We start from the raw sequence: 22,928 nt of genomic DNA on the forward strand, positions 1-22,928 counted from the left end.
ATCACGAAATGTTAGCAACACTTAAAAAACATATTGAAACCAATTTACCTTTTCTTCTAAATAAAAAACTGCTACTTGCCACAAGTGGTGGATTAGACAGTATGGTAATGGCGCATCTTTTTAAAGATTTACAATTTAATATCGCTATCGCCCACTGCAATTTTCAATTGCGTGGAGTGGACAGTTTTAAAGATCAAAAATTTGTTCAAGATTTCGCTGAAGAAAATGAGATACCGGTCAACATAACGCAATTTGATACAAAAGCATTTGCAGCTGATTATAAGTTGTCAACTCAGGTGGCAGCTAGAGATTTGCGTTACAACTGGTTTCATGAATTGCTTAATGAGGAAGGGTATGATTATGTTTTAACCGCACATCATGCTGATGATAACTTAGAAACTTTCCTAATTAATTTAAGTAGGGGAACTGGCTTAGAAGGCTTGACTGGTATTCCAGAGGAAAATGGAAGTATCGTGCGACCATTATTGCACTTTAAGCGTGCAGAAATTTTGGAGTACGCAAAAGAGAACAGTATTACTTGGCGTGAGGATGCAAGTAATGCCTCTGATAAATATTTACGCAATAAAATTAGACATCACTTAGTTCCCTTATTGCAGGAAATAAATCCTAATTTTATGGAGGCTTTTCAAAAGACGCAATCTTATTTACAAGAATCGGCAGGACTTGTCGAGGATGCTTCAATAATGGTGTATCAGCAAGTGGCAAAACAAGAAGAGGATAGTATTACTTTCGATTTAAATCAATTAAAAAAATTACCAAACTACAACGCCTATTTGTATCAGTGGCTCAGCGAGTTTGGATTTACAGCATGGAATGATGTTTACGATTTAGTAGACGCCGTGTCAGGAAAACAAATCTTTGCGTCTAATTTTCGATTATTAAAAAACAGAGACAGTTTAATTTTAAGCAAAATTCTAGTCGAGGATGCGGTTGGTACTCATTTTATAGATAAAGAACAGCACGAGATTAGTATTCCCATTAAAATAACCTTTAAAAGTGTTGCTAATCCAGCTTTTGAATCGAATAAGATTATATTTGTAGACGGGGATAAATTGCAGTATCCACTAGAGTTGAAACGCTGGCAAAAGGGAGATAGTTTTCAACCTTTTGGGATGGGCGGGAAATCAAAAAAGCTGAGTAAATTTTTCAAAGATGAAAAATTATCGCTTTTAGAAAAAGAGCAATGTTGGCTATTATGGTCTGCAAATACACTTGTTTGGATTACTGGTTTGCGACAGGACGAACGCTTTAAAATTACAGAGAACACCACTAATATATTAAAAATAGAATTGGAATAATGAAAAAAATCATCTTTTTACTACTTACATTTTTGGCTTTTGCCAATGTAGATGCGCAAATTTTAGATCCTGCAAAATGGACAACTAAAATAGAACGTAAATCTGAGAACACTTATTTGTTGACATTTGATGGGACAATTGAAAAAGATTGGCATCTCTACTCTCAATTTACACCCGATGGAGGACCTCTTGCTCTGGAAATTGTGTTTAAAAATAGTAAAGGCAATTTTTCTTTGATAGGTAAAGCCACCGAGAGCAAAACAAGAACTGCCTATAATGATATTTTTGAAGTGAATGAAACTTTTTTTGAGAAGAAAGCTCAAATTCAGCAAGTTGTAAAAGTTACTAACGCCGCATTAACAAAGATTGAAGTGGCGCTTAATTACCAAGTTTGTAAAGAGGTTTGTATCAATCAAGAAAAGAAATTCACATTCAGTATCCCTGCGGCTCCAGCTTTGAATGATGGGAATGATGATGTGAAAGCTGTTGCAAATACTATCGAGGAGCAATCAATCGCAACGACTACTGATAATGCAACTGCTGTTGTCGATTCATTACAGCCTAGCTTAGGCGGTGGTGATGTTTACACAGTATCTGATGCTAATGTGGTGACTGAAGGAAATAATACAAACAATGCACCTCGTAGCATGTGGTCAATATTTTTCTTAGCCTTTTTAGGTGGTTTGGCCGCATTGATGACTCCTTGTGTTTTCCCAATGATTCCTATGACTGTAAGCTTTTTTACAAAACAAAGTAAAAACAAAGCTAAAGGTATTAGCAACGCTATTATTTACGGTGTGGCAATTATTGTAATCTATGTAATGTTAGGATTTGTAGTTACTTGGGTTTTTGGAGCTGATGCTTTAAATGCTTTATCTACAAATGTGTGGTTCAATTTAATTTTCTTTGTACTGTTAGTCGTTTTTTCAGCTTCATTTTTGGGTGCATTCGAAATTATGCTTCCTAACTCATGGGCTAATAAAGTAGATAGTCAAGCTGATAGAGGGGGAATTATAGGAATATTATTCATGGCTCTGGCATTAGCGATTGTTTCATTCTCATGCACAGGACCTATTGTAGGAACACTGTTAGTAGAAGCAGCGTCTAACGGTGGAATAGCACCTATTGTTGGGATGTTAGGATTCTCATCTGCGTTAGCCTTGCCTTTTATGTTATTTGCAATGTTTCCAGGATGGTTGAACTCATTGCCTAAATCAGGGGGATGGTTGAATACAGTAAAAGTTTTTCTTGGTTTCCTAGAATTGGCATTAGCTTTTAAATTTTTATCGAATGCCGATTTAGTTTTACAATTGCATTTATTAGAACGTGAAGTTTTTATCGCAATATGGATTGCAATTTTCGGAACTTTAGCGCTGTATCTATTTGGTAAAATCACCTTGCCGCACGATAGTCCGTTACCACATATTTCAGTGGGACGATTGATGATGGGATTAATTGTTTTGACTTTTACAGTATACTTAATTCCAGGATTATGGGGAGCTCCTTTAAAAGTGATTAGCGCTTTCCCACCACCAATGGAATACAGCGAGAGTCCATTTGGAATAGGTAATTCAGGAAATGTTGCAGTGAATGCAGTGTTACCAGAAGGAGCAAAAAGTGGTCCGCATGGTATTGTTGTTTTTGATGATTATGATAAAGGATTGGCGTATGCAAAAGAGGTTAATAAACCCATTATGTTAGATTTTACTGGTTTTGCATGTGTAAATTGTAGAAAAATGGAGATTAATGTATGGTCTGTACCTTCGGTATTGCAGTTGCTTAAGAATGATGTGGTGTTGATTTCACTATATGTAGACGACAAGCGCGAATTACCAAAAAGCGAACAATTTGTATCGGAAAAAACAGGCGCAGAAATTGAAACAATTGGCGATAAATGGACCGATTTTATGATAAGTACTTATAAAACAAATACACAACCTTTATATGTTTTAACTGATCTCGAAGGAAATAGTTTAAACACAAGTCAGCCTACGATTAGCTACGTTAATGCTACCGAATACGAAGCTTGGTTGAAAGAAGGAATTTCAAAATTTAAGTAATAAAAAAAAATCCAATCATAATTATGATTGGATTTTTTTTTGCCCGTATCCTAGTGATTATAAATATTCACCATGTTGAGATAGGTCTAAGCCTAAATGCTCTTTGTCTTCGGTAACTCTTAACGGCGTAATTTTATTAACGATGAAGAAAAGGAAGTAAGAAGCAGTAAATGCAAATACAGACACAATAACCATTGCTGTTAATTGCGTAAGAAACAAAGTTGTCTCTCCAAAGATTAAACCTTGATCAGTAACCGCGGGATTAATTTCTTTTGAAGCAAAAACTCCAGTAAGTAACATACCCGTCATTCCTCCTACACCGTGACATGCAAATACATCTAAGGCATCGTCGATTTTATCCCTCTTATGAAATTTACCAACCATAATATTACTCACAATACTACTAAATACACCTATAAATAATGCGTTTGGTACACTTACAAAACCTGCAGCAGGAGTGATAGCAACAAGTCCTACAACGGCACCTATACAAGCGCCCATTGCTGAGACTTTGTGACCTAATATTTTATCAAAAAATACCCAAGCCATTCCAGCTCCGGCAGCAGCCACTGTTGTTGTCGCTAGTGCTTGTACTGCTAATCCATTTGCAGCAAGTGCAGATCCAGCATTGAAACCAAACCATCCAAACCATAATAATCCAGTTCCTAATAGTACATAAGTAATACGCGCAGGATTTGGTTTTTGTCCTTTTCTCTTCCCTAAGAATATTGCTCCAGCGAGAGCTGCCCATCCAGCGCTCATGTGCACTACTGTTCCTCCAGCAAAATCTAATACACCCATTTTAAAGAAGATTCCATCTTCATGCCAAGTCATGTGACACAGCGGCGTATAAATAAACAGAATAAACAATACCATAAATGACATATAAGCCCAAAATCGAATGCGCTCTGCAAAAGCACCTGTAATAAGTGCTGGTGTAATTATCGCAAATTTTGCTTGAAATAAAGCGTATAACATAAATGGGATAGTTCCCCAGGCTGTGGTTGATTTAACACCTTTAAACATAAAAAACTCTGTAGGATCGCCAATTATCCCTCCAATTGATGATCCAAAAGATAAACTAAATCCCACAACAACCCACAAAACGGTAACAATGATCATTGCCATGTAGCTTTGTAACATGGTACTAATCACATTCTTCTTTCCTACCATTCCTCCATAGAAAAAACCTAACCCAGGAGTCATAATAAATACTAAAGCAGTTGCAACTATCATCCATGCGGTATCTCCAGTATCAAATTGACTTGGTTCAAGAGGGGCAGGGGTTGATGTAATCATAAAATTAGTGCATACCGTTAGCACCAAGAGAGTTATAAGAATAACACTTAAGACAATTTTTCTCATAGATTTTATACTTTTTTTTGACAAAAATATAAAATGTTTTAATGTGCCATTAGTAATTAGGTGTTCTTCTGTGTATTATTACATATTTGTTAAAATGACCCCCTATATTTTAAGGGTAGTTTTGTTTTTAGCGTGTTAAAACTGATAATTATATCAATTTAAAAAATATGTAATTGCAAGAAGCTTGTTTGATTTAGTGTTGATATAAAAAAACAGAGACATTATGCTAAGCAAATGTCTCTGTTTTAAAATTCATTTAGTAATAATGTACTTTCTTATATTATTTTTGGTTGTACTTCTCTTTATAAATATCATTCAGTTTTGATTGATGATTTTCTAATGTGATTTTTCGACCTTGAATAAAAGCTTCAGTTAACTTATTTGTTCTCATGTCTAATGCATCTCCTTCTGAAATAAACAATGTAGCATCTTTGCCTGTTTCAAGAGTACCACAAAAGCTTTCGATACCTAAAATTTTAGCAGTATTAGCAGTTATTAATTGTAAGGCCTGTTCTTTATCTAATCCATATGCAGCACAAGTACCTGCTAGAAAAGGTAGGTTTCTTGTATTCATACGTTCCATGTCACCGCTGTTTTCTAAACCTACTACGATTCCCTTATCCGTTAACATCTTAGCCATTTTATAAGGTAAGTTAACATCTTGGTCATCAAATTCTGGCATGTCATGTACGCGTCTAAGTAAAACTCCAATACCATTTTCTTTCAGTAAATCAGCACATTTGTAAGCTTCAAATCCACCAACAATTACTATTTTTTCTACACCAATTTCCTTTGACATTTTTACAGCATCAATAATTTGCAGTTCGTGATCTGCGTGAATAAACAGAGTTTGACTAGCATCAAAAAGCCCTTTAGTAGATTCAAATACTAAGTTTCTTTCTTTATTGGCTTCTCCTTGAGATGCTTTTGTACTAATTAAAAAAGACTTAATATCAGCGATTTCTTTTATATAATCTTTATTCAAAGTTGCTCCCGCAGGTTCTGCCCACCAGCCGCCGCTATTATAGATTGATGGAAAGTTTAAATGAATACCATCATTTTCTTTTACGACCCCGTCTTGGTAATTCCATGAATCTAATTGGACCACAGATGAAGTTCCTGAAATAGTTCCGCCTCGAGGTGTAATTTGTGCCATTAAAATTCCGTTAGGTCGCACTGTTTCTATCACTTTCGATTCTGCATTGTAAGCCACTAAACTTCTAACATTTGGATTCATATCTCCCACTTCGCTCTCATCATCAGAAGATTTTACAGCGTCGATTTCGACTAAACCTAAGGTAGAATTAGCCGCTATAAAGCCAGGATATACATGTTTGCCGGTGGCATCTATAGTTTGGTCATAAGCACCATCTGCTAATCGAATGGTGGATGCATCTGCAACTAAGGTTAATTTCCCATCTTTAAAACCTATTGCGCTGTTAGGAATTACTTGCCCAGTTCCTAAGTGAGCAGTAGCATTTAATATTAATATAGATTGTGATTGCTTTTTTGCCGGTGCATGCTGAGCAAACATCGAGGCACTAAAAAGCAAGGATAGTATATAGCTGTATTTGTTCATAGTATTTTGCTTTGTTTTATTATGAATAGGGTTCACTGTAGTCATCTTTACTATTGTTCTAAAGTGTCACAGTGATATTCCGCTTTTTGTTTTTTCTTTGGCTCTTGCGTTTTCATTCCTTTATTTTTCTCGTCGAGCATTTGAGAAACAATTAGATTTCTATCCTTAACAATAGCAGCCCGTTTTGCTTCATCTTTTGTCATATCATAGTAGATAACTCCTTCGATTATAGTTTTTTCTGCTTTAGCATAAATAGAGAGCGGATTGTCACTCCATAAAACCATATCAGCATCTTTCCCCACTTTTATACTACCTACTTTATCATCAATATGTAATAATTTTGCTGGATTTAAAGTGACAAATTTCCAAGCTTCTTCTTCAGATATGTTACCATATTTAACTGCTTTTGCAGCTTCTTGATTCAAACGTCTTGACATCTCTGCATCGTCTGAGTTGTAAGCAACCACTAAACCTGCGTTGTGCATGATTGGTCCATTGTAAGGAATGGCATCATTAACCTCAAATTTATAAGCCCACCAGTCAGCGAAAGTTGATGCACCAACACCGTGTTCTTTCATCTTATCAGCAACTTTATATCCTTCTAATATGTGTGTAAAAGTGTTGACATTAAAGTTAAATTGCTCAGCAACATTCATCAGCATCAAAATTTCTGACTGAATATAAGAGTGGCAACTGATGAAGCGCTCTTTATTAATAATTTCTGCTAATGTTTGCAGTTCAAGATCCACTCTAGGTCCTTTTCCTTTTTTCTTATTCGAATTGTATGCTTTCCAACTAGCATCGTATTCTTTTGCACGCTGAAAGTAATCTATAAACACTTGTTCCACTCCCATTCTTGATTGTGGAAAACGTGTAGGATTGTTTAAACCCCAGTTAGCTTGTTTTACATTTTCACCTAAAGCAAATTTGATGAATTTAGGTTGGTCTTTGTATAGCATTTCGTCTGGAGCAGCTCCCCATTTCCATTTTACAATGGCAGAACGTCCACCAATAGGATTTGCAGAACCGTGAAGTAATTGTGATGTAGTCACCCCTCCAGCTAGTTCTCTGTAAATATTTACATCATCAGAGTTAACAACATCTTCGATAGTAACTTCTGCAGTAGAGTTGTGACCGCTTTCATTTACACCATTTGAAATCGCAATATGTGAATGTTCATCAATGATTCCGCTTGTGATATGTTTTCCCTTTGCATCAATAACAACAGCTCCATTATCCGATAAACCATTACCAATAGCTGCAATTTTTCCGTTTTTGACAAGGACATCAGTTTCTTTTAGTATTCCTTCTTTTTCATTTGTCCACACTGTTGCATTTTTAAACAATAAAATCTCTTGTTTCAGTTTTTCGGTGTTACCAAAAGCTAGATTGGGATAGCTAACTGGAAGAACTACGATGTTTTTATCAGCTTCTGCCGAATCTTTTTTCTTTTCGAAATCGGCTGTTTTAGTAGCAGTCCAGTTGTATTCTTTTCCGTCAAATGCAATAGCTTTACCGCTGATGGTGCTGTTGCCATCTAAATAAGCTGTTAGTCTATTGAAATCTAAAGCGGTGCTATCCTTACCTTTAACAATAAGAGATAACCAATTATTAGTTACGCTAAGTTTACTATTTACTTTTGTAGAATCTGATAGTGTTAAGGTAGATGCGGGTGCATTTTGTTCCCCTTTAACGCTCCATTTATAAGTGACGTTGTTAAGATTTAAAGTGTATTCCCCACGAATGTCTTTAGTGGCTCTATCAGCCATGATATATTTTGAACCTTGAACCCAATTTTCATAAACGATAGTTTTTTTATCGAAAATTTCACCTGATGTAATCAAGAAGTTAGCTAGGGAACCTACCTTCAAACTCCCTATTTCATTACTCTTGCCTAACATTGCCGCTGGCACAGTTGTTAAAGCTTCAAGCGCTTTTGTCTTATCAAAACCGTATTGAATTGCTTTTAAAAGATTGGGTCTAAAATCGTCTACCTTTTTTAATTTATCAGTTGTTAAGGCAAATGAAACGCCATTCTCTGATAGTACTTTTAAGTTAGTAGGTGCTTGATTCCACGCAAGTAAATCAGCAAAATCAAGTTGGCTCGCTTGGTAAGGGTTTGAAACATCAAAAGCTTCAGGGAAATTTATGGGAATAATGAAACTGGCAGTTGTTCCTTTAATTTCTGCAATTCTTTCATATTCGTTTCCAGCTCCTTTTAAAACATATTTTAAACCAAATTCTTTCGCAATTTTTGAAGCTCTTAAACTATTGAGTTTGTCATTTGCATCAAAGATTTGAACTAAATTTTCGTTAGCAATTAAGGCTTCTAATGAAACATCTTTTGTATTAGAATTTCCTTTTTTGTACCAGTCCATGTCATAGTACATTTGGCGCAGTAAAGCCATTGACCCCATCAACGAACTCGGATATGCTTGATTTGAAGTAACGCTACGCGAAAAACTAAAGTGATTACTTAGTTTGTTGGCAAGTAAACGGTGCGTTTGATCCTCATTATTTAGAGCTACAAGCGTTCCTGTACCTTGAGCAATTCCGTCGTTCATGTGAGTTAGTACTACTCCAAAACCAGCTTTTAAAAGATCGACAGCTTTGTCATTATTGTAGCTAAAGTTTGCATAGGCATCTGTTTCTGGTTTAACATGTTCATTCCAGTAGTGGCCCTCTTTTCTTGTGTCGTATAATGGGTCAGATCCTCTAGAAATTCTCTTCGGACTTTCAATTCCAAAACTACTAAATAGGTCAATAAAACTTGGGTAAATATATTGTCCGTTCAGGTCTACAACGACAACATTTTTAGGAATAGTCACGTTGTTACCTACGGCTACAACTTTTCCATTTTGTATTAATAGGGTTCCTTTTTCTACAACTTGTGTAGGCGATACTACAATCTTGGCATTAGTGAAAGCAGTGTAGTTTGTGTTGTGGTGTTGGATACTTTCATTATTTGGAAAGTATTCCTGCGCATCAATTTTTGGTACAAAAATTAGCAGCAATAGCAGCGTAAAGCGTTTTTTCATATGGTTGTTAGTTAATTTCAACTAAAAGTAGCAAATCAATATAAATTACAGTTAAAAATTCAAATAATTAACAGTAGTTGGTTGTAATTTTACGTTTCGAATAAAAATAAGGTATAAAAAAAAGGAAATGATTGAACGTCATTTCCTTTTTTATTATTTTAATTGCTTTAACCTATTGTCTTTTCGATATAATCAGAATTGAGGAGATAAAGCGCTCCCATATATTTAATCTTGAAGGAGATTAAATCACCTACTTTATAAGCTGTTTTTGAATTTGAGATGTCTATCACTAACATATCAGAACTTGCGTCTATAATTGTAATGTCGCTATCGTCAGACTCTATATATTGCGGCTGCATATCTAATAAACCAATATCTAAAATAGCTCTTAGCGAAGTTTCACCCAGATCATCAGAGGAGCTTGCAGTATAACTTGTTCCCACACCACTTTCACCAAGTTCTCCAATAGGAGCATCTGGTTTTTCAGTGATTTCGATAATCTCTGAGTAGAGTTTAAAAACATCATTGTGCATGCCTCCAATTGTTTCTCCAGTAAATAAATCTTTACCAAAAAACAATGCTTCTCCTATTCGAAAATGATTCACAGCCATAGGGCGTGCATTTTTCAACATTAAAGGAATTGCTACAGAAGTCCCGCCAGAAACCCACGGAATACTAATGTTGAATTTGGCCTCAATTAATTGCTTGTACAAACTTAATTGAATCAATTTGTCTTGAGTAGGCATGATACCACTTAAGCAATTTAAGTTGGTTCCAATACCTCTGATTTCTATATTGGACATTTTTAAAATGCTGCCGTAAAACGCGATTAATTCCTCTCCCATAACACCTTCACGAAGGTCACCCATCTCAATCATAATAATGATTTTATGGACTTTGTTCTGTCTTTGTGCTTCTTCAGAAAGTAATTGTATGGTATATATTTCTGTATTAAAACTTACGTCTGCAAATTCTACGATATTTTTAATACTTCTTTTTGCAGGAGGTTTTATATAAACAGTTTGTATGGATGGATCTAGTGATTTTATTTTTCTAAGGTTGCTCACCCTCGAATCATGAATCTCTTTAACTCCCAATGCAATAATTTCTTTGAGGTAGATTTCGTTTCCACATAATAATTTTGAAACGACCCCCCATTGAATATTTCTAGATTTAAAGATAGTATCTAGAAACTGATAATTATCTTTTAATTTTTCTCTATATAATTTTATAAATGCCATTATTCTATAATTTTACGTGGAATTGTTTTTGCTATTCTAGTTAACAATTCATAATTCAGTTGATTACTAAAATCACTAAAAGAGGCCACAGAAACAGTTAGCTCTTCTTGTGATCCTATTAAAACCACTTCGTCATCTTTTTTTACCGCGGCTACATCTGTAACATCGACTGTCATCATGTTCATATTTACAGAACCGACTACAATGCAACGTTGGCCATTGATCAAAACGCGACCTTGATTGCTCAAAGAACGACTATATCCATGAGAATACCCTATAGGAATGACTGCGATTTTCATGTTTCGTTCTGCTAGAAAGCTCGTTCCATAACCAATAAAATCACCAATGCTTACTTTTTTAACGCTCATCACATTACTTTTCCAGGTAATGACGCGCTTTAGAGGATCAGTTTTGTTTTTCTTGGTACTCAGATAATTTACAAATACTTCAGGGCTCGACCATAAACCATATTGCATAATTCCTATTCTAACTAAATCCATTCTTGTCTCAGGAAACATAATTGATGCTGCTGAACAAGCGGAGTGTTTGATTTCAGGTCTCAAGTCGTTATCACAAAGATATTGATAAATTTCTTCAAATTTTTTGATTTGTTTCTCTACTCTGTAGTAGTTAGCAATACTTTCAGCACCTGCATAATGTGTACACAATCCTTTTAAATAAACATGTTCCTTCTCCTTTTTAAATGTTGTGATAACAGCGCTTAATTCTCTCTTTTCAAATCCTGTCCTATTCATGCCAGTTTCGGCTTCAATATGGATTTTTGCTACTGTTTTCAATTTTTTCGCTGCCTTAACAGCTTGGTTCAAACGTACTTTATCGAATACAAAAAATTCGACGTTATTCGCAATTACCCATTCCATATCAATTTCTTGAACCAATCCCATCACCATAATGGTCGCTTTATCAGCTAAAGCTTCTTTTATAAGTTTGGCTTCCTCTACATCAAAAACAGAAAAGTGGGAAACACTACAATCATAAGCCATGGTTACAAATTCTTTAATTCCATGACCATAGGCATTTCCTTTAACAACCGAAGAAAATTGGACTTTTTTGCCAAAAGTCTTTCTTAAAAAGTCAATGTTATTTTGATAAGCAGTTTGATTAAGTTCTATACTAGAATTAGTGTGCATTTAATATTTGTTTGCTAATTGAATGAAAAATTGTAACTCCAGTGGCAATGATTTCATCTGGGAAATCATAATCTGGATTGTGTAGGGCAGGAGTGGTTGTTCCAGAGCCTAAGCCAAACATCGCTCCAGGAAAGTGCTGTGTGAAGAGTCCGAAATCCTCTCCCCAACTAAACGGACTTTCTTTTTCCTGAATTAAATTTTGATTAGAGTTCGCTGCTTGTCTGATAAAATTGGCAGCTTCTTCATTATTTTCGTTTGCTTGAAAACTCTCTGTCCATGAGATCGCTATTTCCAGCTGCTGTTTGCTTGCAATGTTTCTAGCTGTCTTTTCTAAGTGATATTCTAATTCTTTCATTTGAGCATTGCTATTGCTTCTTACAGTGAAATGAATTTCGCCATCTCCGGCAGAAACGCCGTAAGCTTTGGAACCAATTCTTGTATAAATAGGCGTAATCAAACCATAGTCTTTTCGAGAAATATCTGTTTGAATACTGCTATTAAAAGCATTGATGATTTCAGCAACGGCTAGTGTGGGATTGATTCCCATCTGCGGTTCACCGGCGTGGGCAGTCTTGCCTTTTAATTTAATGATCATGCTGTTCACGGCACAAGTAAAAGTGTCGTTTTTAATAACGATTTCGTTTGCAGGATAGCTTGGCAAATTATGTAATGCAAATGCAAAATCTGGTTTCAAGTTGAATTGAGAATCATTGAAAACTTTAGCAGCACCATTGCCATCTTCTTCAGCCGGTTGAAAAAGAAGTATTACAGCACCAGTTTCAGGTCTTTTTAAATGCAGTTGCATGGCTAAACCGCAAAGAATAGCCATATGTCCATCGTGTCCGCATTTGTGAGACACATCTTTAAATACAGATTTGTATTCGAAAGTATTAACTTCTGCGATGGGTAAAGCGTCTAACTCACATCTAAATAAGATCTGCTTGCCCTCTTTCTCTCCATTGTAAATAGCGATGATTCCATGACCACCTATATTTGATAATAGTGTATCAGGCGGATAATTCGATAAAAAAGAAAGAATACGTTTTGCCGTAGCTACTTCATTACCTGAAATCTCTGGATATTTGTGTAATTCTTGGCGTAAAGCGGTAAGCGCTAAAATTGTAGAATTATCTAAATTCATTATATTTTCTATTTAACTAGACGCATTTCTAGGTATTTGTTTGTGAAACCTAATTTTTCATACAAGCCTTTAGCTGGATTATTAGGTTCTACGTGCAACGCAATATTTCCTTCGGCAGTATCAATCGCTTTTTGCATTAATTGTTTTCCATATCCTTTTCCACGTTGTGAATTGTCTACAGCAATGTACACTAAGATATTTTCAGGAATAAAATCTTTCATGCCAGTATTGTTCAATATAACAACGCCCACAATTTTTTCGGCGTCAAGACCTACGATGATGTTTCCTCCTTTATCAGGATTCATCACATAGTCGATACATTTTAAAATATCCGCTACTTTATCACCGTATTCTTCTAGGTGCGTGAATAAAAATTCGGCTATTTGTTGGTTTGTATATTTTTGGTCTGCTCCAGATTGCGCATTAATTATTTTGAATTCCATTTTGTTTTCCGTTTTTGTTATAATGATAATATGATATGATAATAAAGAGCAACAGCGACACCGAAATGCCGTACGCATTTGCATCTAAATGTTCGGGTAAATTTATTCCTAAAGGTAATTTATTTTTACTAATTATAAGGTAAATTGTGGTACCTCCTCCAAGCAGCATACTCCAAAAAGCAGCTATTGGATGGCTTTTTTTCCAAAACAAAGCTCCTATGACGGGCACAAATAATCCTGAGACCATAAAAGCGTAAGAATACAGCATTAATTCAAGCACGTTTTGCATTTGCGAAGCTAGTAGTATCGCAAAGAAACCTACGAGTAATGTTACTATTTGAGAGAGTTGTAATTCTTTTTTATGTGATAATTCTTTTTTCGAAAATTTAGCTATAATATCGGTTACAATATTTCCAGAAGCAGCCATCAAGCAACTATCTGCTGTAGACAAAATCGCAGAAAAATAAGAAGATAACATCAATCCCATTAATCCCACAGGCAGTATCGTAGCAAGTAGAACGGGCAATCCCATTTCGCTATCCATTTCAGCGGCGTTCGTTATTCCAGCAAACATGCCTTTTGTCGCAGCAACTTTTGCTAGCATTCCTAGAATTACTCCCATGAAAGCCATTATAGGCCATTCGAAAACACCGGCAATCAACCACGCTTTTTTCGCTTCTTTTTCTCCTTTACTCGCATAAATACGCTGGTAAAGAGTCATACCCACAAACCAGATTGGAATAATAGTAATTGACCAATTTACGATTTGGTGCCAGGAGACATTTGTCAATGACAGATACTCTGGAGGTAGTGTTGCTTTAATGGCATCGTAACCACCCACAGCGTGGTATGCAATAGGAATTCCAATGAAAACCAAACCTCCTATTAATATTAACCATTGAATAGTGTCAGTGTAAATTACTGCCTTTAAACCGCCAATTGCGGTATAAACTACTGCAATAACTCCCATTACAATTAATGCTGTTTGGAGATTTAATCCCTCGATAGTTGCAGAGGCCAATTTGGCTCCAGCCAAAACTTGCGAACTTGTAAAACCTACATAGCCAATCGCTGAAATTATTCCCGCTAATAAAGCTACTCGAGGAGTATAGAAATGGTTGAAAATTTGAGGAAAAGTAAAAAATTTATGTTTGTGCCCTAAGTGACTTATCTTCGGAATTAGAAATACTGCTGATAACCAAGCTCCTAACAATCCGGTAAACAACATCCAAGATCCAGAGATTCCCATGGTAAAACCAAGGCCTCCAAGTCCAATAGAAAAACCTCCACCAACATCTGTCGCTACTACTGATAAACCTATGTGCCAACTGCTCATATTGCGACCGCTAACGTAAAAATCCTCGGCTGTTTTATTTTTATTGAAGAAATAAACTCCTACTCCTAGCATAGCGAGCATGTAAATAACAAAGATTAAATAATCTATCCAGTGCATTTCTTATTATTTTTAGGATGAGTTAATGGCCCAAATAGGAATTATTCCTAAGGCAAGATAGGGCAGACAGCTATAATTTTCTGTGTGCTTTATACTGTTTAAAAGCTGAAAATGCTTAAGTACCAAATTTTAAAATTGGAGTAAAAACAGTCGATTTTAAAGCAAAAATGGATTAAATCTGGGCAAATATAGGAATTTATATCTAAAAAACAGATAAAAGCGGTATCCCGACCGTTACATCAGCTATGGAAATACAAAAATAAAATCGCACTATTAAGTAGTTGTTCCCTATTTTTTTGTTTCGGGAATCAAATTTTGAACACCATTATTTTTTAAAATTTGTCAATAATGTCTTAGAGATAGAATTGGTTTTTTTACAATATGCTTATATATTATTTCTAAGGCTAGTTTACTGATTGGTAGTTTCTCAAAAATACACATCGTAAAGATTGACCTCATTGCTAAACTACTAAATCCAGAGGTTTTACAAATAAAAGAGAGAGTCAATTAAATTTCAAAATGCAGATCGTAATAATGTTGATTACTTGTCAATCACGGAGCTAATTATGATGCAATTAACAAAGGTAATCAGCTGTATTTTAATATATTATTTTAAATTATTAAGGAGTTTCCTAAAATTATTTATATTTTTAGAAAAAAAAATATGCTAGTTAAGACTTTTGGAAGTGCAGTTTTTGGAGTAGAAGCAACAACAATCACAGTTGAAGTGAATATTGATAATGGGATTGGATATCACTTAGTGGGACTGCCAGATAATGCTATTAAGGAAAGTAGTTACCGAATTGCAGCTGCCTTAAAAAATAATGGTTACAAGCTTCCAGGAAAGAAAATAACAATTAATATGGCGCCTGCTGATTTAAGAAAGGAGGGGTCTGCATATGATTTAACTTTAACGATTGGAATCTTAGTAGCCTCTGAACAGATAAAATCAGTTTGTTATCAAGACTATATCATTATGGGCGAACTTTCATTAGATGGGAGTCTGCAGCCTATCCGCGGTGCATTACCAATTGCAATAAAAGCTAAGGAAGAAGGTTTTAAAGGTTTTTTTCTTCCGAAACAAAATGTCAAAGAGGCAGCAATAGTTTCCGGATTAGATGTTTATGGCGTCGAAACAATCCAGGAAGTAATTGATTTTCTCGAAGGGAGGGGGACTCTTGAGCCAACCGTTATCGATACACGAACAGAATTTTATAAAGATTTAGATTTCCCAGAGTTTGACTTTTCAGATGTAAAAGGGCAGGAGTCTATTAAAAGATGTATGGAAATTGCGGCAGCAGGTGGTCATAATATAATTTTGATAGGACCACCAGGAGCAGGGAAAACAATGTTAGCTAAAAGATTGCCAAGTATTTTGCCGCCCATGACTTTGCGTGAAGCGTTGGAAACTACTAAAATTCATAGTGTTGCAGGAAAATTAAAAGAAGTGGGATTAATGAATCAGCGACCGTTTAGAAGTCCCCATCATACCATTTCAAACGTAGCACTTGTTGGAGGTGGAAGTTATCCTCAGCCTGGTGAAATATCAATGGCACACAATGGCGTACTATTCTTAGATGAATTACCAGAGTTTAAGCGGGATGTTTTGGAAGTAATGCGTCAACCGTTAGAAGATCGCGAAGTAACTATTTCGAGAGCTAAGTTCACGGTAACGTATCCTTCTTCGTTCATGCTTGTTGCGAGTATGAACCCGAGTCCGAGCGGATTTTTTAATGATCCAGATGCACCACAAACTTCGTCTCCTCATGAAATGCAACGTTATTTAAGCAAGGTTTCTGGACCATTATTAGATCGAATAGACATACATATCGAAGTTACACCTGTACCTTTTGATAAATTATCTGATGATCGAAAAGCAGAGAGTAGCGTCAGTATTAGAAAGCGTGTTACAGCAGCCAGAGCATTTCAAACTGTGCGATTTGAGAACTTTGATCATATTCATTACAATGCACAAATGAATACCAAACAAATCAGGGAATTTTGTGCCCTAGACGAAACTTCAAAATCTTTATTAAAGACAGCAATGGAGCGACTCAATTTATCAGCGAGAGCGTATGATCGCATACTCAAGGTTTCGCGTACCATCGCAGATCTTGAGGGAGCATCGACTGTGGTTTCTTCTCACATAGCCGAAGCTATACAATATCGAAGTCTGGACCGCGATGGCTGGCTAGGATAAAAAAAGCTTGAGAAAAATCTCAAGCTTCAATTTAAATTATCTTATTTCTGCAAAGGTATCTCCCTGTTTAATATCTCCAGATTTATAGCCTTTCATAAACCAATATTTTCTTTGTTGAGAAGTTCCATGGGTAAATGATTCAGGAACAATACGTCCTTGCATTTTACTTTGTATGGCATCGTCTCCTACGGCATGAGCAGCACTAAGAGCCTCTTCAATATCACCATCTTCAAGAAAACTGGTCATTCTTTGATTGTAGTGTGTCCATAAGCCTGCATAAAAATCTGCTTGCAACTCTAGAGCAACAGATAATTTATTGGCCTCGGCTTGTGATTTACCTTGTTGCATTTGGCGCATTTTAGCTGAAGTTCCTAGCAAAGTTTGTACGTGATGCCCTATTTCATGAGCGAGTACATAAGCTGTTGCAAAATCTCCCCCTTCGGCACCAAAACGAGTTTCAAGTTCTGTAAAAAAACTTAAATCCATATACACTTGTTGGTCTGCAGGACAATAAAATGGTCCTGAAGCCGATGTGGCACTTCCGCACTTTGTATTGACAGCATCAGTAAATAAAACTACTGTAGGCTCTTTATAAGTCATGCCGTTTTCTTGAAATATTTTTGTCCACACATCTTCATTATTTGAAATAAGTGCGTCAACGAATTCACCTTCTTCTATTTCCTTTGCAGTTAAATCTCTTTGTTCAGTGGGAGCGCTTTGTCCTTGATTCATTTGCTCTAAGATAGGCGTAATCATTTGTCCGTTTTCTCCACCAAAGGCATTAAGTAGCAAAATTACAATACCTATTATTCCTCCTCCAACTACAGTTTTCCCTCCTGATGACATTCCTCTTCGGTCGTCTAGATTTCCACTTTTACGGGTGCCTTTCCATTTCATATTTAGATGCTTAAATTTATTTGAAAACGAATTTATATTTTTTTTGGATATAATTACCTTTTTTTGACGATTATTAGGGTAAATCGACCCATTTCACAATGGTTTCTTCCACTATTTTCTTTAGAATAGGTTTAGATACAAAGTCGTTCATGCCTGCTAATGTGCACTGTTGTTTTATTTCTAGTTCAGCACTTGCTGTAATTGCAATTATGGGGACAGATTTTCCGCCAGCTAACTTTCTAATCAATTTTGTTGCTTGAAATCCGTTCATGACCGGCATTTGTATGTCCATGAAAATAATATTGGGTTCCAAATTTTCAAATTGTGCTACTGCATCTAGTCCATTGTAAAATTGTTGTATATTTGCTTCTGGCAAGATGTTTTTAATAATGGTTTTGAGTAAAAGCATGTTGATTTTGTTATCTTCAACTAGCATGACTTTCAAATTTCGTAAATAGTCCTTGTTTTGAAATAGTAAATCAATCTCAGAGAGACTATTTTCATTGCTTTTATTCAAAGGCTCGACACCATCGTCAGATGTTCTTAAATTTAGATCAAAATAAAATGTGCTTCCTATGCCTACGGTACTTTCTAAGTTTAATTTGCTTTTCATTAAACCTAATAACTTATTTGAAATAGTCAAGCCAAGACCTGTTCCGCCAAACTTCTTTGTTGTAGAACTATCCTCCTGCGAGAATGCTTTAAAAATTTTACTTTTATTTTCTTCTAGAATTCCAATGCCAGAATCAATTACAGCAAAACGCATTGTAGTATGCTGATGATCGGTTTTTTCGATAACAGTAACATTTAATTTGATAGAACCTTTATTAGTAAATTTAACGGCATTGGCTAATAGATTTATTAATATTTGCTTTAATCGAATACTATCAACATAAAAAAATTGGTTGATTTCTGGAGCAATATTTAATTGTAAAGCGATGTTTTTTTGGTTTGATTCATATAAAATTAGATCTCTTACTTGTTCTAATAATTCCTTAACGTCATGTTTTTCAATTAGCAAATCTAATTTTCCTGCTTCAATTTTCGAAAAGTCCAGAATATCGTTAACAATACCAAGTAATGAATGAGCCGATTGATTGACTGTCATCATGTGTTTTTGTTGGTTTTCTTCCAGTTTGGTTTTCATTAATAAATCTGTAAATCCTATGATACCATTTAATGGTGTTCGTATTTCATGACTCATATTAGCCAGGAACTCTGATTTGGCTTTATTTGCAGCTTCAGCTAAATCTTTTGCTTTTACTACTGATTCATTTAATTTTCTTTCGGTTATATCAAGCATAATTCCTTCGATATAAGTAATCTCACCGTTTTTGATAACCGCATCTCCAAATTCTTCAACCCAAACAACTTCACCTCCTTTTTTAGTAATGCGATAGGTAAAATGAAAAGGTTTCCCTTTGGCTAATCTTTTCAATGATTCTTCCTGCACACGAGCCAAGTCTTGAGGATGAATGATATCGACATAATTGATGTGTTTTTCTAAAAACTCTGATTTGTTATAACCGGTTAACTTCTCAATTTCGTCATTGAGGTAAATTTTCGTAAACTTCTCATCGTTCTCAGATAAATAAATTGTACCTGGAATATTGTTGGCAAGCAACCTAAATTTTTCTTCACTTTCATAGATAGCAGTTTCAGTTGCAATACGATCGATACTGGTTGCGATATTACGTGCTAAAGTTTGTAAAACATTCACCTCATCGTCTGACCATACGCGTTCATGGTCGGTATCATCAAAACCTAAAAAGCCATGAAACTTATTTTTAACAAAGATGGGGAAAAGTATTAAAGATAGTACTCCAACATTTTTAAGTTTCGTTCGAAGGCTTTCATTCTCAATGTTAGAGATATTTTCGATGTAAATTTTATTTTCTAAAAGAGGATTTAATAATTCCTCAAAATAAGCGTATGGGATATTTTGTAATGCAGGATTATTATCTGCTAGATGGTCGCTGTCGTTGATCCAGCGATATTTCTGACTTATTGTTCTGTCATTTGCATTATTCTCATAATAATAAGAACGATGTGACTTAGTGGCTTTTCCCATTATGATGAGAATAGTAGCAAAAATTGCATCGAGATCTTTACTGTTTAAAAACTTTTCAGCGCACAATGTCATTGCAGCAAGGAGGTCACTTTTATATTTTAACTTGACCTCTGCGTTTAATCGATTTTGCGATTCGAAAGCAATGGTGATAACGTCAGATAAAGAACGTGTGAAATTAATATCTTCATTGTCCCAATTTTTAATTTTTTGAGTCGCTTCGAAGCATAAGATTCCTTTTAACTCTCCTTCAATAAATACGGGTGTATCAAGTAGAGAATAAATGGAATTTGTTGGGAAAAACTCTTTTTGTAGGTCAACTAACATCTCACTTTGATACACGTCAGCGATAATTATTTGTGATTTACTAGTTATAGCCTCAAAGTAATTAGGGAATTCTTCTTTGAGCAAAATATTTCCCTTACTAAATTGTTTAGTGGTGGCATTGTATTGCATTTCGCACAAGACATTATCTGAACTGTATTTCCAATAGCTTGCTCTACATACACCAATTATTTCTGTAGTAATTAGTAAGATGTTTTTAATTATGCTGTCGGTTGTTTGACTACTAAAATAGCTTTCTGAGGTGAACTTATTCAGAGCTTCACTATACTTTTGATTTTTAATTGCGCGTTGTGCATTCTCAATTTGGCTATTTCTAAAAAAAGTAATATCTCTTGAAATACCATAGTAACCATTGATTAAATTATTTTTGTCCCTATTAATTGCGACTTTTTGTGAGAGCCAAATTTCTTCGCCGTTCTTTTTAATTATTGGAAACTCCATCACTTTAAAGTTCGTTGAATCCGCATCTGTTTTTGCGTAAAAATCAAGTACCTTTTGTAAGTAATCTGGTCTAATTAATGCTCTAAAATTAGAAGATGAAAGTTCCTCGATAGAATAGCCAGTGGTGTTCTCAGAATTTTGATTTAAGAAAATGTAATTGCCTTTATAATCTAATTCGAAAATAATGTCATTTGCAGATTCCACTAAATTTTTATAAGATTTTTGAGTTTTGATTTGGTCAGTGACATCTTGCCCTATACCTATGATTAAATCTTCGGAATATTTTTTATCATTCCACTGAATGTATTTATAGCTGCCGTCCTTGCATTTTAATTTTCGAGTAAAAATTCTTGTCTTAATGTCTTCTTGATGAAATTTCTCTCCGGTAAACTCTGGATCTTCGGTTAACTTCCAGAAGCCCATACCCATCACTTCACGACTATTGTACCCTAAAATTGGAGTAACGGTGTCGCTGCAAAATTTAATTTCACCTTTTTTATTAGCAGCTATTATGAGAGAGTTTCCATTATTTACTATTTCGTTTGCAAACTTAAATTTATCTTGAATATTCAGCTGACTTATGTGACGAATGTAGTTAATAACAAAAATTAGAAGAGAATAATTAATTAGGATTATGATTTTAACAACTGATAAAAGTTCAAAAAACAAACATGCCGTTAAAAACAAAAAGATGAATGCATTGAGTATCCAATATATTTTTATTGGCCTGATAACCGTGTATGAAAATAAGAATAAAACGCAGAAACCCACTAATGGAATGACATCATTTTCTAAGGTTACTAGATTAAAGCAAACTAATGCAAAATAGCAGAGATAAGTATAACTATAAATAGTACTAATATTATTAAAAACAACGGTAGATTTTTTACTTATCGAGTATAGGAGTAAAAGAAACAAACCTATTAGAACATTCAGAAGCAGCAAACCTTTTGGGCGAGCTGCAAACAGTTCATAATTGAATTCGATAACAGGAGTTAGAATTCCAAAGAATAAAATGTAGGTTTGGTATTCTTTGTTTTTATAATAGTCATTAGCTGAGACATCAGCAAAAGGAACGACTAATTTCTTTTTAATTTGGTAAAAGTGAAAGAAAAATAAAAAAATGAAGAACAGCAACATAGGGACAATGATCCAAAAAATGTTTTGATCAATGAGAGTATCATTGATTATGTCTTGATAAAAAATAATTTGTTTTGTTACCATTCTTAAAACATAGTTACTCGTGCTTAGTATAAATAAAAAAAGATATAATAGCCTAATACTTTTTTAAATTAGTACCGTATGAATGTGATACAAGTTAATGAAATTAAACAATAAAACTGCAATAAGACTTTAAAATCTAGTTGCAGTTTTTTCAAATTGTATGTTTAAAATGGATTCTTTAAAATTTATTCTTTTTCGAAAATTGCTTCGTATAAACAATAATTAATTGAATAGACAATTGGGATTGTAAAAAACACTCCAATTATACAACCTACGAACCCAACTAACGCACCTATAACTCCCACAACTAGTAGCGCAAATATAACTAGCGGATTTTTTGCAACTACTGCTATACTTGTTTTTATAGCTTCAATTGCAGTAAGATTTTGAAACACAATTAAAGGTAGTGTAAGCAACGTAAAAAGCGTAATTGCAATTTTAAATAGGGAACCTACAAATGCTACTCCTACTGAAACTGCAGCAGTCGATATGGCTGTATCTAAAAGAGTAAGAATTACAGTTGCTAAAATGATTTCTTTAACATAGGGCCATTTATAGAAGCTGAACATATCTGAGGTTTTAAACTCTTCATCTCTAGCAGCAGATTGTGCCATTTTTAAAAAAGCAGTTGAAAATGGAGCAATCAAGACTGTAAGAATCACAGAGATGATCTGAAGATATACAAAATAGATATTGTTCGGATCTTTAAAGATGGCAAAATCATTATCTTTCATGCTTTTTAACTCTTCAATACCTATTATTTTAACCATTCCAAACATTGCTATTATTAGCAATAAGAACGAACAAAGTAATAGCACTGAACCTGCAAAAACGGCTATCTTTTTATAATTTTCAAAAGCGTTATTAAAAACTTCTCCAAAGTCTAGCGAATATCCTTCTCTCTTTATTTGTTCAATTCTTTGCGAAATCTTGTTCATTAATCTTAGGTTTAATTGGTTTTTT

At 34.8% G+C, this 22,928-nt stretch carries 14 protein-coding genes; 3 read left to right on the forward strand and 11 right to left on the reverse strand.

From position 1 onward, the window contains the following. The first annotated feature begins 8 nt into the window (after nt 1-8). On the forward strand, nt 9-1,319 hold the full coding sequence (tilS, locus tag H603_RS0107840; RefSeq protein WP_026708065.1) for a tRNA lysidine(34) synthetase TilS: 1,311 nt from the start codon (nt 9-11) through the stop codon (nt 1,317-1,319). Further along, nucleotides 1,319-3,379 (forward strand): protein-disulfide reductase DsbD family protein, encoded by a 2,061-nt coding sequence (locus tag H603_RS0107845; RefSeq protein ID WP_026708066.1) that lies wholly within the window; start codon nt 1,319-1,321, stop codon nt 3,377-3,379. Before tilS ends, H603_RS0107845 begins: the two co-directional genes overlap by 1 nt. Before the next feature lie 57 nt (nt 3,380-3,436). Here the strand turns inward: H603_RS0107845 and H603_RS0107850 are convergent, their stop codons facing one another. The 8 genes from H603_RS0107850 to H603_RS0107885 all read right to left on the reverse strand — a co-directional run bounded on the left by H603_RS0107850 (nt 3,437) and on the right by H603_RS0107885 (nt 14,790). Next, nucleotides 3,437-4,744: an ammonium transporter gene (locus tag H603_RS0107850; protein ID WP_026708067.1), complete on the reverse strand. Its 1,308-nt coding sequence runs from the start codon at nt 4,742-4,744 to the stop codon at nt 3,437-3,439. A gap of 280 nt (nt 4,745-5,024) precedes the next feature. After that, nucleotides 5,025-6,368, reverse strand: a complete 1,344-nt coding sequence (locus H603_RS0107855; protein WP_394359124.1) for an amidohydrolase family protein — start codon at nt 6,366-6,368, stop codon at nt 5,025-5,027. Between the two features lie 5 nt (nt 6,369-6,373). After that, a complete protein-coding gene (locus H603_RS0107860; protein ID WP_026708069.1) occupies nt 6,374-9,361 on the reverse strand; it encodes an amidohydrolase family protein in 2,988 nt (995 codons plus the stop codon). Between the two features lie 167 nt (nt 9,362-9,528). After that, nucleotides 9,529-10,602, reverse strand: a complete 1,074-nt coding sequence (locus H603_RS0107865) for an alanine racemase (protein ID WP_026708070.1) — start codon at nt 10,600-10,602, stop codon at nt 9,529-9,531. Continuing rightward, a complete protein-coding gene (alr, locus tag H603_RS0107870; protein ID WP_026708071.1) occupies nt 10,602-11,753 on the reverse strand; it encodes an alanine racemase in 1,152 nt (383 codons plus the stop codon). The genes H603_RS0107865 and alr overlap by 1 nt, the downstream gene beginning before the upstream one ends. Beyond that, nucleotides 11,743-12,894, reverse strand: a complete 1,152-nt coding sequence (locus H603_RS0107875) for an amidohydrolase (protein ID WP_035675669.1) — start codon at nt 12,892-12,894, stop codon at nt 11,743-11,745. Before H603_RS0107875 ends, alr begins: the two co-directional genes overlap by 11 nt. An 8-nt stretch (nt 12,895-12,902) precedes the next feature. Continuing rightward, nucleotides 12,903-13,337: a GNAT family N-acetyltransferase gene (locus H603_RS0107880; protein ID WP_026708073.1), complete on the reverse strand. Its 435-nt coding sequence runs from the start codon at nt 13,335-13,337 to the stop codon at nt 12,903-12,905. Continuing rightward, the gene (locus H603_RS0107885; RefSeq protein ID WP_026708074.1) at nt 13,318-14,790 is read right to left on the reverse strand and encodes a sodium:solute symporter family protein; all 1,473 of its coding nucleotides are present in this window, start codon (nt 14,788-14,790) and stop codon (nt 13,318-13,320) included. The genes H603_RS0107880 and H603_RS0107885 overlap by 20 nt, the downstream gene beginning before the upstream one ends. Before the next feature lie 664 nt (nt 14,791-15,454). On the opposite strand from H603_RS0107885, the gene H603_RS0107890 reads away from it, so the two are divergent. Then, entirely contained in the window at nt 15,455-16,990 is a 1,536-nt protein-coding gene (locus tag H603_RS0107890; protein WP_026708075.1) for a YifB family Mg chelatase-like AAA ATPase, read from the forward strand. Nucleotides 16,991-17,026: 36 nt separating this feature from the next. Here the strand turns inward: H603_RS0107890 and ypfJ are convergent, their stop codons facing one another. The 3 genes from ypfJ to H603_RS0107905 form a co-directional block, all read right to left on the reverse strand. Continuing rightward, nucleotides 17,027-17,887, reverse strand: coding sequence for a KPN_02809 family neutral zinc metallopeptidase (ypfJ, locus tag H603_RS0107895; RefSeq protein ID WP_026708076.1), 861 nt, complete (start codon nt 17,885-17,887; stop codon nt 17,027-17,029). A 73-nt stretch (nt 17,888-17,960) separates the two neighbouring features. After that, a complete protein-coding gene (locus tag H603_RS0107900) occupies nt 17,961-21,965 on the reverse strand; it encodes a PAS domain S-box protein (protein WP_051219235.1) in 4,005 nt (1,334 codons plus the stop codon). 185 nt (nt 21,966-22,150) lie between these two features. Next, nucleotides 22,151-22,903: a hypothetical protein gene (locus H603_RS0107905; protein WP_026708078.1), complete on the reverse strand. Its 753-nt coding sequence runs from the start codon at nt 22,901-22,903 to the stop codon at nt 22,151-22,153. Nucleotides 22,904-22,928 lie beyond the last annotated feature (25 nt).

The sequence above is a fragment of the Flavobacterium frigidarium DSM 17623 genome (assembly GCF_000425505.1).
GTDB lineage: Bacteria > Bacteroidota > Bacteroidia > Flavobacteriales > Flavobacteriaceae > Flavobacterium > Flavobacterium frigidarium.